Origin of the sequence: Gilliamella sp. ESL0232, from assembly GCF_013346885.1 — a bacterium.
GTDB lineage: Bacteria > Pseudomonadota > Gammaproteobacteria > Enterobacterales > Orbaceae > Gilliamella > Gilliamella bombi.
This window is the reverse complement of record NZ_JAAEDW010000004.1, coordinates 149,929-165,296: the sequence shown is the minus strand read 5'-3', so window position 1 is coordinate 165,296 and position 15,368 is coordinate 149,929. Positions and strand designations below refer to the sequence as shown.

The 15,368-nt window shown below is 35.2% G+C and carries 11 protein-coding genes and 1 tRNA gene; 9 read left to right on the top strand and 3 right to left on the bottom strand.

Features of this window, described 5'->3' with window-relative positions; all coding sequences use genetic code 11:
- The first annotated feature begins 3 nt into the window (after positions 1–3).
- The 9 genes from GYW75_RS06155 (at position 4) to GYW75_RS06115 (ending at position 8,460) form a co-directional block, all read left to right on the top strand.
- Positions 4–1,548 (top strand): complex I subunit 4 family protein, encoded by a 1,545-nt coding sequence (locus GYW75_RS06155; RefSeq protein WP_174798785.1) that lies wholly within the window; start codon positions 4–6, stop codon positions 1,546–1,548.
- Positions 1,549–1,554: 6 nt separating this feature from the next.
- Complete coding sequence (locus GYW75_RS06150; RefSeq protein WP_174798784.1) at positions 1,555–3,291, top strand: NADH-quinone oxidoreductase subunit N; 1,737 nt, start codon at positions 1,555–1,557, stop codon at positions 3,289–3,291.
- Between the two features lie 186 nt (positions 3,292–3,477).
- Positions 3,478–3,810, top strand: a complete 333-nt coding sequence (yajC, locus tag GYW75_RS06145) for a preprotein translocase subunit YajC (RefSeq protein WP_085165105.1) — start codon at positions 3,478–3,480, stop codon at positions 3,808–3,810.
- A gap of 68 nt (positions 3,811–3,878) precedes the next feature.
- A complete protein-coding gene (gene secD / locus GYW75_RS06140; protein WP_174798783.1) occupies positions 3,879–5,735 on the top strand; it encodes a protein translocase subunit SecD in 1,857 nt (618 codons plus the stop codon).
- Positions 5,736–5,750: 15 nt separating this feature from the next.
- A complete protein-coding gene (gene secF / locus GYW75_RS06135; protein ID WP_174798820.1) occupies positions 5,751–6,746 on the top strand; it encodes a protein translocase subunit SecF in 996 nt (331 codons plus the stop codon).
- Between the two features lie 126 nt (positions 6,747–6,872).
- Positions 6,873–6,948, top strand: a tRNA-Ala gene (locus tag GYW75_RS06130).
- A gap of 327 nt (positions 6,949–7,275) precedes the next feature.
- Positions 7,276–7,617: a chorismate mutase gene (locus GYW75_RS06125; RefSeq protein ID WP_202983932.1), complete on the top strand. Its 342-nt coding sequence runs from the start codon at positions 7,276–7,278 to the stop codon at positions 7,615–7,617.
- A 61-nt stretch (positions 7,618–7,678) separates the two neighbouring features.
- Positions 7,679–8,194, top strand: a complete 516-nt coding sequence (locus GYW75_RS06120) for a ClbS/DfsB family four-helix bundle protein (protein WP_174798782.1) — start codon at positions 7,679–7,681, stop codon at positions 8,192–8,194.
- Between the two features lie 32 nt (positions 8,195–8,226).
- Positions 8,227–8,460, top strand: a complete 234-nt coding sequence (locus GYW75_RS06115; RefSeq protein ID WP_085165567.1) for a Pathogenicity locus — start codon at positions 8,227–8,229, stop codon at positions 8,458–8,460.
- A 168-nt stretch (positions 8,461–8,628) separates the two neighbouring features.
- Here GYW75_RS06115 and mukB read toward each other — a convergent pair whose 3' ends face one another.
- The 3 genes from mukB to mukF are packed head-to-tail and all read right to left on the bottom strand — an operon-like array spanning position 8,629 to position 15,144.
- The gene (gene mukB / locus GYW75_RS06110) at positions 8,629–13,047 is read right to left on the bottom strand and encodes a chromosome partition protein MukB (protein ID WP_174798781.1); all 4,419 of its coding nucleotides are present in this window, start codon (positions 13,045–13,047) and stop codon (positions 8,629–8,631) included.
- A gap of 2 nt (positions 13,048–13,049) precedes the next feature.
- Positions 13,050–13,778, bottom strand: a complete 729-nt coding sequence (gene mukE / locus GYW75_RS06105; protein WP_081299322.1) for a chromosome partition protein MukE — start codon at positions 13,776–13,778, stop codon at positions 13,050–13,052.
- Between the two features lie 43 nt (positions 13,779–13,821).
- A complete protein-coding gene (gene mukF / locus GYW75_RS06100; protein WP_065590313.1) occupies positions 13,822–15,144 on the bottom strand; it encodes a chromosome partition protein MukF in 1,323 nt (440 codons plus the stop codon).
- Between the last annotated feature and the right edge of the window lie 224 nt (positions 15,145–15,368).

Here is a 15,368-nt window from a genome sequence, read left to right as displayed (position 1 = left end):
TTCATGTTATTATGGCTCGTTTTTTTACCTATAATAGGCGGATTTATTGGTTGGTTATGCCATGTATGTTTACAAAGAGGCGTTGTTTCAGCCAATGTACAAATGCGTTGGTCAAAATTACCAATAATTGTAGCTTTTATTACTATTTTTCTTACATTATTGATGTCGATATTATTATGGATAGATGCTATAAATATATTAAATCAAGGGGGAAATTGGGTAAAAGAAGTTAATCTAGAATGGATCCCTCTATTAGGAATTCGTTTTCATCTTGTCTTAGATGGTTTATCTATGGTTGTTATTACCTCAACCTTATTTATTGTATTATTGACTATTATCTATTCTAGTAAAGAAAGCTTAAACAATCTTGGTCTATTTTACTTATGTCTATTATTTATGACATCGGCAATCATGATGTTATTTGTAATCACTGACTTATTTTTAATGTTTTTCTTTTGGGAAGCTGTAGCAATCCCCATCTATTTTTTAATCTCCTTATGGGGACGACGAGATTCAAGTTCGCAATTGCGTTTTAATGGTGCAAGTAAATTCCTGATTTATACTCAAGTGAGCAGTTTACTTATGCTAATTTCGATAGTTTCATTAGCTTTGATTAACTGGAATTTAACAGGACATTGGACGTTTGATTATCAAGAATTAACCAAAACGCCAATTTCAAGTTATACTGAATTTTTAATTATGCTAGGATTTTTAGCTGCTTTTATCGTTCGTATACCATTTGTTCCATTTCATGGTTGGTTTATTGACGCCCATATTGAATCTTCAACAACTGGCTCAATGATGATTAGTGGATTATTACTTAACACAGCTGCATTTGGCTTATTGCGTTTTGTTATACCATTATTTCCTAATGCATCAATCATTATTATGCCGTTAATGTTAGCATTTGCACTACTTACGGTTGTTTATGCTGCTTTACTTGCTTTTAACCAAACTGATATTAAAAAGCTAATAGCTTATATTCATATTGCTTTAATGGGATTTGTAACTGCAATAATCTATAGTGGTTCTGTTCTTGCTTATCAAGGTGTGGTTATTCAAATGATAGCCATCAATTTGGCAATCGTCGGCATGTTTATAATTAGTGGATTATTAGTTGAATGTTATTCAACGCGAAATATAAATCAATTTGTTGGGCTTAAAGAAAGAGTGCCTTATTTATCTTCTTTTACTTTGTTTTTTATATTGGCAGTGTTAGGCATTCCTGGTACGGCTAATTTTATTGGGAATTATATGATGTTGCTTGGTAGTTATAATGCTTTTTCCTATTATACAATTTTACTAGTAATTGGTTTATTATTACTGTCCATTTCATTTATTGTACGTATACAGCCAATTTTTTATGGTGTAGTTGATAAAGGAGCTGCAACAAAATGCCGGCTTAGTAAGAAAGATCTTTTATTATTATCAAGTATTTTAAGTGTACTTATTTTTATCGGTTTATATCCTCAAGTAGTTTTAGATATGTCTTATTCTGTCGTGAATCAAACACAGCAATACATAACCATAGAGCGGGTAGGGGAGTAATAAACTATGATAGCTTTATCCCCCATTTTTGTATTAAGCCTAGCCATCATCGTTTTTTTATCTTTACTATTTGCTTTTAAGCTAAGTACCAAAGGATGTGCTATTTTAACGGTATGCGGATTAACCTGTGCTTTAATTTGCTCTGTGATGGTTGGATATAAAATTTCTTTTAGTACTCAAGCTATTACTGATATCAGCAGTGATAATATGCAAATATCAGCATCGATTTCAGAGCCAGCTAAAGAACAAATCCGATCGAGTGAAGAAACTATTGCAATTGATACGGTGTCTACAGGAACGACCGAATCATCTAATGAAGATGAAACTATAAATATTGATAGTAATACCGAAAATAATAGCATTGACAATAAAAATATCGATATTAATTCTAATGTTGTGAATAATTCGAATATTGATGACGAGTCAACAGATGAGTGGAAAGCACACCATATCACAGCTCTATTTACTTGTGATGGCTATGGGCTACTTTACACCAGTTTGATTTTAATGATATCTATTTCCGTTGCATGTTTTGCTTATCGCTGGTTTAAACAAGAACAGAATCATCATGGATTATTTTATTTAATTTTACTTTTCATGGCATTAGGTGGTGTAACACTTGTTTACTCAAGCCATTTAATTGCATTTTTTATTGGGATCGAACTGTTATCTATTCCATTTGTTGGATTAATTGGTTATCAATATACGCAGACTCATTCGTTGGAAGCAGCAGTTAAATACATGATTTTATCTGCTATCGCCAGCGTGTTTTTATTAATGGGGATTGCTTTTTATTATGCAACTACTGGAGAACTTACTTTTAGTGGTTTAAGTTATCAACTCTCAACAATGTCTTATCCAAGTTTATTATTATTGATAGGTGTATGCTTAATGCTAGTCGGCATTGGTTTTAAATTATCTCTTGTACCATTTCAACTTTGGTTACCAGATGTTTATCAAGGTGCACCAACAATAGTCGCCTTATTATTATCAACAGTCGGAAAAGTTGCAATTTTTTGTGCTATAGCAAGACTATTTTTATTGGCACCTATTGTTAACAATGAAACTATTCGTATTATTTTAGTTATTATGGCGTTTTGCTCTATTTTGTGGGGCAACTTATTGGCGCTAATGCAAAGTAGTTTAAAGCGACTATTAGCTTATTCATCAATAGCACATTTTGGTTATTTATTAACGGCTTTAATAGCTGTGCAATATCAAGTATTAGCATTAGAAACTATTGGTGTTTATCTAATTGGCTATATTTTAGCTAATATCTGTATTTTAGGCGCGATCAGTTTAGATTCACACTCTGATGAACTTCAAGATCATGAAAACGAAATTGACCTATCAGGACTATTTTGGCGAAGGCCAATCCTAGCATTAGCCATGGGAGTTGGACTTTTATCTTTAGCAGGAACTCCCTTAACTGCGGGATTTGTTGGGCGATTTTTATTAGTGTTATTAGGTGTAACCGCCGAATTATGGTGGTTAGTCGCTGCCGTTGTTATTGGCAGTGCATTAGGTCTTTACTTCTATGCTCGCTTAATTATAAACCTTTATATAAGACCTGTTTGTCGTGATGATCTAATATCAAGCAAATCTTCAATTAAATTAAAATGGACTGATATTAGAATAAGTGAATTAATCATTGTGTTATGTGCTTTATTGACGATGCTTTGTGGAATATACCCTAAATGGCTATTTAATTTAGTCAGTATGGCGCAATATTTGGCAACCTAATTAACATTTATCTGCCACATCGTTTTATTGGTGGAATTATATCAACCTAGGTAGTATTGAATGCTTTGTTTTTATACTAGAACGCATAGTTACCTGAAACTTTTTGACAAGAAATAGTTAATAATAGCTTAATTTATTATGTTATAATTCCGACCTTTAAAATTTATTTTAATCAAGAGGACCAATATGGACTTTTTAATCTCTAATGCTTATGCTACTGATGGGCAAGCCACTGAAAGCAATCCTTATTTTTTACTAATCATGTTAGTAGTTTTTGGGCTATTTTTCTACTTTATGATTATGCGACCTCAGCAAAAACGTGCCAAAGCTCATCGTGATTTAATGGCATCAATTTCAAAAGGTGATGAAGTATTAACTAACGGTGGACTTATTGGTCGCGTATCAAAAGTTAACGAAAATGGTTACATTGCGTTAGAATTAAATGATACGACTGAAGTTGTGATCAAACGTGACTTTATTACATCAGTCTTACCAAAAGGGACAATGAAATCACTATAATAGAAATAGTATTTATTCGCTATTATTGTTCATTGTATTAATTACCTAATACCACAAGAGAATATGTCGTGTTAAACCGTTATCCTTTGTGGAAGTACATTATGTTGGTCGTCGTAATTTGCCTCGGCCTTCTTTATGCACTTCCAAATATTTATGGTGAAGATCCTGCTATACAAATTTCAGGATCAGATACTGCTGAAATTAACGTTGCTACGCAAGATAAAATCAAAAAACTTTTAACTGATAATCATATCGAACCAAAATCAATAGTTTATGAAAATAAGTCTATTTTAATTCGTCTTGGTGATAACGATACACAGCTTAAAGCAAAAGAAATTATATCCGAAGCATTAGGTGAGCAGTATATCGTTGCATTAAATTTAGCATCAGCAACACCAACTTGGCTTACGGTGTTAGGTGCTGAACCAATGAAGCTTGGTCTCGATTTACGCGGTGGTGTTCACTTTTTAATGGAAGTCGATATGACAACCGCATTAAGTAAACTCACTGAACAATCCATTGAAAACATAAAAGCCGAATTTACTAATAGCAAACTAAATTATAAAACGATCAGTAAAGATAGTAATCAGCAAATTTTAATACAATTTGATAATACTGAAGATCGCAATAAAGCTATCACTAAGATCAACAGTATACAAGATTTCAAAGTTGTTTCTCAAAGTGATAATACTATTGTAATTAATGTCAGTGAGCAACGGTTACAACAAGCAAAAAATGATGCTGTACAACAAAACACTACAATTTTACGAAATCGTGTTAATCAGTTGGGTGTAGCTGAACCAATTGTTCAACGCCAAGGAGCAGATCGTATAGTTGTTGAATTACCTGGTATACAAGACACAGCATTAGCTAAACGCATTTTGGGAGCAACAGCAACACTTGAATTTAGACAAGTTAATGAAGAAAGCTCTCCTAACTTGCCAGCTATCTTAAAGGGTGATATGCGTGTTCCTTATGGCTCAGAAATTAAATATATGGAGAACGGCCGCCCAGTACTACTTTATAAGCGTATTGTATTAACAGGGGATCATATAACTGATTCTTCATATCGTACTAATCAATATGGCCAACCCGAAGTTGCAATTACTCTTGATGGCTCGGGGGGTAAAAGAATGTTTGATTTTACCCAAAAAAATCTTCATAAAGCGATGGCAACATTGTTTGTTGAATACAAAGACACTGGTAAACGTGATGAAAACGATAAACCAATTCTTGAAAAACAAGAGCGTGTTATCAATGTAGCAACGATTCAAGGTATTTTCAGTGACCGTTTTCAGGTAACGGGTATTGGTAATATTGATGAAGCTAAAAATTTATCATTATTATTACGTGCAGGAGCTTTAATTGCTCCGATTCAAATCATTGAAGAGCGCACTGTTGGACCATCAATGGGGCAAGAAAATATAACTCAAGGGTTAGAATCTTGCGCATGGGGTTTAGCGATTTCAGTCATCTTTATGTTAGTGATGTATCGTCTGTTTGGCGTATTTGCTAGCCTTGCGTTAGTTGCTAACTTAATTTTAATTGTTGGTGCAATGTCTTTACTTCCTGGGGCAACGCTAAGCATGCCAGGTATTGCGGGTATTGTGTTAACCGTTGGCATGGCTGTTGATGCCAACGTACTGATTAATGAAAGAATAAAAGAAGAACTTAGCAATGGACGCAGTGTTCAGCATGCAATTAATGAAGGGTATGCTGGTGCTTGGAGCAGTATTTTTGACGCCAACCTAACAACATTAATTACAGCTGTTATTCTTTATGCTGTTGGTACAGGCTCAATTAAAGGCTTTGCCATTACATTAGGCATCGGTATTGTAACATCAATGTTTACATCGATTGTTGGTACTCGCGCATTAGCCAATCTTATTTATGGCGGACGCCGTGTTAATAAGTTATCAATTTAGAGGTTTATTGTGGTTATTAATAAAAAAGAAAATCATGATGTTATAGATTTAAATCATGGTCGCAGAGTCCTCGACTTTTTAAAATTTGGCTTTATTGCTTTTGTTATTTCAATGTTATTGGTAGTTGCATCGTTTGTGGTTATTTTTGTTAAAGGATTTAATCTAGGACAAGACTTCACTGGCGGTACGACAGTAGAACTCACAGTAACAAAAGTGGTTAACCTTGATGACCTTCGTAACAGTTTACGCGACGCTGGCTATCATGAGCCGATAGTACAATATTATGGTAGCAGTAAAGATATCATTATTCGATTACCTTCAGCTAAACAAGAAGATGGCAGTACGTCATCTGCTATTGATAATGCACTAGGTACAAAAATTTCCAATTTAATACATAAAGATATTGATGCCGATGCTCAAATCAAACGTATTGAATTTGTAGGACCAACAGTAGGCTCTGAACTTGCCCAAGATGGTATTTTGGCAATCTGCGCCGCATTAGTGTGTATTTTAATCTATATTGCCTTTCGTTTTGAATGGCGATTTGGTACTGGTGCCGTTGTTGCCTTAGCGCATGATGTTATCATCACCGCAGGTTATCTATCGTTATTTGAACGAGAACTAGATTTAACTATCATTGCTGCAATGTTATCAATAATTGGTTATTCGCTCAATGATACCATTGTAGTTTTCGACCGAATTCGTGAGAATTTCAGAAAGATTCGACGAGCAGATCCTTACGATGTTATCAACATCTCGTTAACACAAACATTGCACCGTACTTTGATGACGTCAGGGACAACCCTTGCAGTAGTCATCATTTTGTATATCTTTGGCGGTTCAATGTTAAAAGGTTTCTCTGAAACATTAGGCGTTGGTATTGTGCTTGGTACAATCTCATCAATTTATGTGGCTGCGTACATGTCACTCAAATTAGGCGTAAAACGTGAACACTTTATGCCACCAAAAATTGAAGCTGAAGGTGCAGATCAACCTTCAATATTGCGTTAATTATGTGAACTCTGCCATTAATTGGCAGAGTTTTATTAGACTGTTTTTCAAACAAATAGTACCAAACTAATTGACACTTATCGTTTAGTTGCATATTATTAGCCACAGTTTTATCCCTTTCTATTTGGGGCCATAGCTCAGCTGGGAGAGCGCAACGCTGGCAGCGTTGAGGTCAGGGGTTCGATCCCCCTTGGCTCCACCAATCAATATTCTGCAAGATTCTTTAAAACCCACTTAAAGTATATAAAATTCTCGAAGTATTTGTTAGCAGATGCATGACCAAAATTTTTAGTTATATTATTGTGTTATTCAGTGGTTATCAATGAAAAACGAAATTGATTTAATAAATAAAAAAAAATCAATTAATTATTGAATATCTCCAAATATTAAACTCAATTCTATTAAAAGTGCACAATCAATTTTGTATATATAAATATAGTGCAATGATGACATCTACTAAGTGATACTTTTGTGCATAATCTAATAGTGATAGGATATAAAAAGTTAAATAAACAAAAGGTATAAAATCGTGACTTATAAACCTACCCAAGCGCCAAACAAATGTGAGAATATGAACCACATTCGTGCCGAAATAGATCAGATTGACCATTCCATAATTAAATTGCTTGCTACACGCTTTGAATACGTCAAAGCTGCCAGTAAGTTCAAGAAAAATACCACTGACGTACAAGCCAAAGAACGTTTTGACAGTATGCTAGAGCAACGAAAACAATGGTCGAATGAATTAGGACTTAATGGCGAAATCATCAAAGATCTATATGCAAATCTAGTACGATATTTTATCGATGAAGAATTGAAATATTTCAAAAACAAAGAAAATAAAAACAGAGATTTCATTAAAAATATTTAGATAAGATATTGATTTTATGTTATCTTTAAAGATATGAATGATCTCATAAGAAGTAGGTGACATGGCTTATGCAACTAAACAGCAGTTATTAGATGAAATAAACAAAACGGCCAAGCTATTTATTGATGAGTTTATAGTTTTATCTGAATCACAAAAAGACTCTTTGGTAGAGGGCGTTGATCGTACTCCTGCACAAATGATTGCTTATCAACTCGGTTGGCTTAATTTGGTGAAATCTTGGGATGATGATGAGCTTGCTGGTCAAACACCTGAATTACCGGCCCCTGGATACAAATGGAATCAATTGGGTAATTTGTATCGGCAATTTTATAAAACATATCAATACCTATCATTACAGGCATTAATTCAAGCATTTAATCAGCAAATCACCATTTGGAATGATTGGATTCAATCTTTGAACGAAGACACTTTGTTTATAAAAGATAGCCGTAATTGGACTAAACCTTATCCTGAATCTTGGACTGTTGCTCGATTTATCCATATCAATTCTGTGGCGCCTTTTAAATCGTTTAGAGCAAAAATAAGAAAGTGGAAAAAGCTAAATGCATCAGTTTAAAATTATATTCAATATAATGTAAGGAGAATAATATGGCCTTTACAGAAACAGAACGACAGCAGTTGATGGAGCTTAAATTTGTGGGTACCAAAATTATTGAAAGGCTTGAAGATATGAAGTTCGATTCTTTCGATAAATTGCGTAATGCTAGTTTAGATGAAATCCTTAACGAAGGTGCATTATTAACAGGTTCAACTTGTTGGAAAAACAGTCATCAAGCAAGAACGGCAATAAGTAATATTTTGAGTTTAGTCAACAATACGTAATATCCCTTTTTATGAGCAACGAGTACATCCAACTTTTCAATTGAATAATGATAGTCAATTTTTTGATTTTTAATCTATTTTCAAGATATTTATACTGAAACGTATAGTTACCTGAAACTTTTTTACAAAAATTGTAAGGTTTTGCCGACAATGTCGGCAAAGCAGGAATTAAGCAAAGCCTTTCAAACCAACTACATGCACATGTTCTTGGTTATTAATAACTTTACGTACTAGTTTATAGGTTGTTCCTTTTTCAGGACTGATGTTTTCTGGAGCAGCAATGATTAATTGCATTTCTAATCGTTCACAAAGTTCAAATAGTGTTGCAATTGATTTGGCATCTAGTCGAGCTGCTTCATCTAAGAATAGTAGACGACATGGCAAAATATCTTTATTCCGAAGTCGCTTGGATTCTTCTTCCCAACTTTGAATCACCATAAGTAAAATTGACATACCTGTACCAATTGCCTCACCCGTCGATAATGCACCGCTTTCAGCACGTAACCAACCATCTGCACCTCGATTCACCTCAACATCCATTTCAAGATAATTTCGATAATCTAGCAGTTCTTCACCAATATTTTGAGCAGTTCGTTGTCCCATATCAATATGTGGATTTAAACGTTGATAGAGTTTAGCTAACGCTTCCGAGAAGGTAATACGATTATTACTAAATAGATCTTGATGTTCATTTTGCTCATCGGCAAGTGCAGCTAAAAGAGTTGAATGAGCTTCGCGAACATTGACATTTAAACGCACGCCATTAACTTGACCAAATGCCACTGCTTGTAATCCTTGGTTAAGCATACGAATACGATTTTGTTCGCGCTGTATGGTCTTACGAATAATATTCGATACACTCTTCGAGCTAATTGCCAGTTGCTGTTCACGCGAAGTGAGTTCTTCTGTTAAGCGTGACAATTCAATTTCCATCTGTTCAATGGCTTCAATTGGATCGTCAGTTTTAACAATATCTTGGCGAATTCGTTCACGCAAATGTGCGTAAACAGCGATATAGAATTGGATTTTACGTTCTGGGCGTTTTGGATCTTCTGATAGTCTTAATACATCCCGTAAATGTTCATTGTCATTAACAGCTAAACGTAAGGAACCTAATGCTTTATCTGACATTGAGCGCAATTCATCCGCACTTAAATAGGCAAGTTCACGTCGATGTAAACGCCGTTCAACACTATTTTCTTTAACAAGCCTTAAGACTAAACACCAACCCGCTTTGGCTTGCACTACTTGTTCGCGTAGTTGCTTATAATCTCGCAGTGTTTGAGTTAGTCGTTTTTGCAATTGTGTCATTTCGCTTTCGCACATAATGAGTTGCTTTTCAAGCGATGTACAATGTTGACGATTATTATTTAATTTTTGATGGATTTCATCACGACGTAATCGAGCACGTTCTTCAGTGATCGCATCGGCTTTTACCCCAATTTGTTCAATTTCTTTTTGTAGCTCATGCAACATATCGCGCTTAGTTTCAAATGCACTTTTAAGCGAAGCTAGCGTTTGGTTATATTGATTGTATTTGTCTTGATACTGTTGCATCTGACTGCGCGCTTCAGTTCTTTGAACTTCGACGACTTCTAAGCGAGAACGTAATTTTTCATTTAAATCACTATTTTCATTTAGCATACCTGCCGAGTCTTCATAGCTAAAGTGTGCACGACGTTGCATTACTTCAGTTAAGGCAAAAACTTGTTGGCGGATAGTCTGTTGTTGTGCTTTAACTGTATTGTATTGTTCTCGTAAAGCCTCATTTTGTTCAGGATCACTTTGTAAAACAGCTAAAATTGGTTCAAGCTCAGAAACTGTATTACGATTACGGCTAACATATTGCGCAGATTCTTGTGCTTGTGCAACTTGTTCACGTAAATCGTCAACCCTATCGGCCAGATCATCATCAGCCAATAAATGCATTTGCGCAATCAAGCGATTTATGGTTGCTAATTGTTCTTTGCAATTAGTAACTTTTTGCTGATTTTGTTTATCAATACTTTCCTGAGACGATAATTGTCGTTCAATTTCAGTGCGTCTTGTCGTTAATTTTTGCGCTTCAGCTTCAGGATCGATATCAAAAGCAACTCCTAAATGTTGACCAATAAATTGCCCAACATTTTGTTCAATTCGTTGTAATTTTTGTAAATCAAATGAGATAGTTGCATAGCGTTCATGTAATTCATCACGTTCGGCAGATAATTTTTCAAGGTGAATCTCACGAGCAGCACGACCAAATAGTGGTACTTTAGGGAAGCTTGAGAATCGCCATTGACGATCACCCGTTTTGACAAGTACCGCTTTATTCATCTCCTCACAATCAAAAACACTATCATCAAATGATGAAGGATCACCTTCGATAAAATAGATATCTTCAGGGTAATCTTCATCACTTGCGGTAAGGTTTTCTAATTGCTGTTTAACTAATGATAAATCTGGTACAACAATAGCTTGTCTTGATGGACCATATAATGCAGAAAAGTAAGGTGCATCATCAATTGTTACATCTTCATAAATTTCAGAAAGTAATACACCATTAAATCGTTCTGCTAACGAAGACAAACGTCCATCATCGACACCACTAGGTTGATTTAGTTGCTCAATTTGAACATCTAATTGGTTGCGTCTAAAACTAATTTGGTCTCGCTCAGTAACAAGTATTCGCTCTTTTTCTAGCAGTTTTTGCATATGTTGAGTGACATCTTGACTGTTATTAAAATGTTCGCTAGTTTGTTCTTGTAAAGCGATTAATGCATCTTGTGCTTTCAACCATAATGGAGCTTTTTGACGATAATCAGCTATTTTTGATTGAATTTGTTCAAGCTCTTGCCTAAATTCGATACGTTTTTCGCTAGATTCATTAGCTCGTTCGGCTGTTTCGTCTAATTGCAATTCAATTTCTTGTTTTAAATCATCTAGTTCATCGTAATTAACTTGGCGTTCAATACGTTTACAAAATTGTGTTAATAACGATTCTGCTTCTTTTTGTTCAAAAAATCGTTGTTCTAGCTCATCTAGTTGTAGCTGTAAATGCTCGGCTTGTTCTGCTTGGTAACATTGTGATGGCCATTGTCTTAATGCTTCTTTAGCTGCCGCAAAAGCGTCACTTCGGGTAACATCGCCGACTAATTTAATCACTAATTGATAAGCACGGTCAAACTGATTAATTGCCGCATCAGATACACTTAATTTTTGCTCAAGTTCAAGAACTTGTTCCGTGATCTCTTTTTGCTTTTCTTCAAACAATTCATAGTGATTTTCAATATTACTAATACCTAATTTTTGTAACTGGCATAATGACTGAGCATTTTTTAACGCCTGTAAGGCCTGTTGGTATTGAATTGCACGTGTTTGTTGAACATCAAGAGCCTGTTGATAATCAGCTAATTGAGTCTTGATTTCGTCAACTTCTTGTTCTGTTTGTTCTACTTGCTCACGATAGTTTTGGTACTGTTCATTCGCTTCAAGTACCACTTCGTTTTGTTCTTCTAACTTTAAGTTTAAATCATCTAAATCTGCTTGATAACGATCGATTTTTTCCTGTTGACGTAATGCAGTTTGCGCTAAATTGAGGTGATCATTAGCTGCCTGTAAGTCGGTTTCCAAATCATTTTGCGCATTTTGATATTCTTTAAGTTCTTTTGCCATTTCAACTTGGCGGTATTGATTGCTTATAAGCAGCTCTTGCGTTTTAAACATGTCACGACGCAGGCCAAGTACTGATTCTATATGAACTCGGCGTTCATTATTATGGCGCATATAATCAGCTGCCACATAATTAGTTGACTCAGTAATTAAGTGTTTAAATAAGTCACGATCTGATTGAGTTACTCGAATAGCTTCTAACGTCATCCGATTCTCGCGTAATGCGGCTTCCATATCTTGGAAAGCTTTTCGCACACCACTATTTTCTGGTAATAAATAATCACGTAGAGAACGAGTAATAGCACTTGAGATACCACCATAAAGTGAGGCCTCAATCAAACGGTAATATTTACTTCTATCGGATGGAGAGCGCAAGCGTTTCGGTAAAATACCAAAATCAAACATAACCGAATGATAATCAGTAATTGAGTTAAATTGTTTAAAGATAATGCCTTCCATTGATTCGGCTTTATCTTTTAACTCTGGTAACGATAAAATTCGCGCTTGTTTATCATTTAAACGCTCCGTAACCAACTCTGTTGGGCTTACACTGATAGATAATCCTTGCAATAAAAAAGGCTTGATATCGACTTTTTTGTCTCGCCCTGCTACTTGTTGCAAACGTACACCACAAATAATTCTTTGATTCCGTGAGTTAATTACGTCCAACATAGAATAACAGACGCCTGGTTTTAATTTACCATGCAAGCCTTTATCTCGTGAGCCTGATGTGGCTCCAGCTTCGGTTGTATTTCTAAAGTGTAATAAAGTTAAGTCAGGTATTAATGCAGTTACAAATGCCGCCATGGTAGTTGATTTACCAGCACCATTACCACCAGATAATGTCGTAACTAATTGGTCAAGCTCAAAAGTTCGTGCAAAAAAACCATTCCAGTTAATTAGCGTTAATGAGTGAAATTTACCGTGTCCAATCATGATTATTCAGTCTCCTCATTAACATCTTCATCTTGTTCTTCATTATTATCATCTAAAATAAGTGCTGATTCGATTTTAATTGCTTCGCCATCTCGAATTAGGCGTAATTGAGCTTCTTGTGCGTCATCACTACTTCGTACATCCGCACCAAAACGGAAAATTGATTCGTTAATGCGAAAACGGCTACTGTCATTACCAACAATAAAAAAAATCATGCCTAGCCGGCGTAGGCGATTTAACGCTGTTTTCACTTTATCAAATAGTTTTTGGCGATCTAAATCTGAACCTGTTGAACGTTGGTTTACTAATTTGAGTAACTTACTTTCATCTGCTAATGAAACCAGTTCATCAAACAATTCTTGTAAGGTAAAAATCCCCTCATGCGCTAATCTCTCGGGACTTAAATACAAATAACAAAGTACTTTGCCAACAAGCATATCAAGCTCCGATAATACTGAACGAGGTATTAATGTTGTTGAGCGAGGACGAAGATAGAAAAATCCTTCAGGTGCACGGATTAGCTCAACATTATAACGTTGATAAAATTGTTCAAGCTCAAGTTGGAAATCCATTAGAAAAGCATGATGATCAAGTTCATCAATACCAATATGACGGCCAGAGCGTAATAAACTATCCAGTTCTGGAAAGATCGGATTAGCAATTGCTTGGGCCAACTTAACGGGCATATATTTATCAATAGAAGCCTGAGAACTAGCGACTATGCGCCCCATAACTTCATCAAGATGATGTGCAGTTTGTTGTGTTTCGAAATCGTTAGTATCTGTTGATGACATGTGCTTGTACCTTAGCTCCATAATCGTTAATAGGTTTCCATTCGGCAGGAATTCCAAGCCAATCATCTTCAGCAATACCGAGACGAATGGCTTGATCAATAAATAATCTTGCTATATCAAAATGTTGTTCGCGCGGGAACTGAGCCAAATAGCTATGAATGGTAGCGCCCATATCAAGTGGTTTATTTTCTTGCTTAAATACCATTAAATTTTGTTCAATATGAGCAATAATATGTTCTTGAATCTCTTCAATCATTTCAAATTCAAGTTCCGACGGTAATTCCCCAGTTACTTCAGCATCATGTAAAGCCAATTCTTCATCACGCATATCTAGTAAGCGATCGGCATTAGCAAAAGTGAGTGACCAAGGCAAATCAAAGTATCCTTGAATCGATTTTCGTAAGCGTTGTGAAAACACACGATTTTTATCTAAATCAATAGCAGTGCGAATAAATTTATGAACATGGCGATCATAACCGATCCAAAGGTCAATCGCTTTTTGCCCCCAACCAATAATGCGATCTAGTTTACCTTGCAGATCCATAACTACATTGTTGATTTTATCGAGTTCTGGATTATCAAGCGTCGCATCTTGTATTAAAAGTAAACTGGCTTGTAATTTATCACCTGCAGCAGCCAAAGTATCTTGTAACTCCCGCAATGTTTGTGATGTTTCAGTCAGCAACCCTTCACAACTGCTAATTGCTGCTTGCCAATCTTGACTTAATAGGGCAGAAATATTTTGTTTAACATCAGCTTGTTGTTCATCCATCACTCGTTGTGTGATATCGATACTATCAAAAATTTCAGCGACTGAATATTTTAATGGAGCAAAGACATTTCGATGCCAATGTAAATCATCACCACCTTCGATGGCTGCATCTGCAGCTCGTTTTAACTCTTGCGCAACAATAGATAACTGAATGGATAAACGCAGCGTTGAGAATTCACGTTGGCGAATATAATAATCAGAAATACCTATACCTAACGGAGTTAAACGATAAATCGAGAAACCGTCTGTCATTTCACTTGCAAAACGTGTGATTAAGCGTTGGCGTACCAAATCATTGATAGCATTATTGGCTCGCAATGTAATAGTGTCTTCACTCTGCTCGAAAATTTGTGAAACATGCCTAAAAGCATCAATTAATTCAGATTCCGTCATTTCACCGTCAAAACGTTCGCTATTTAATACGGCAATAGCTAATAAAAAAGCTAACCTTTCCACAGGCAAAGCGATCGAAAAATCATTCTTTTTTGCCCAAGAGACCAGTTCTGGCACTGATTGGGAAAAATCAATCATAAAAAATCCTTAATTCAAGGAGAACAAAATCGAATCATGCCTTAAAGTTTACACTTCAAGGTAGACACAAAAATAACGCCAATTATATAACAATATAGAGTAAATTTGTAATGGAATTCAATGAAAGCATTAAAACTGTTTTATTTAAATTATAGCTATTTCGATATAGCCTTATAATAATATTAATTAATAAATATTACTCAGATAATTTAAAAATCTTATTT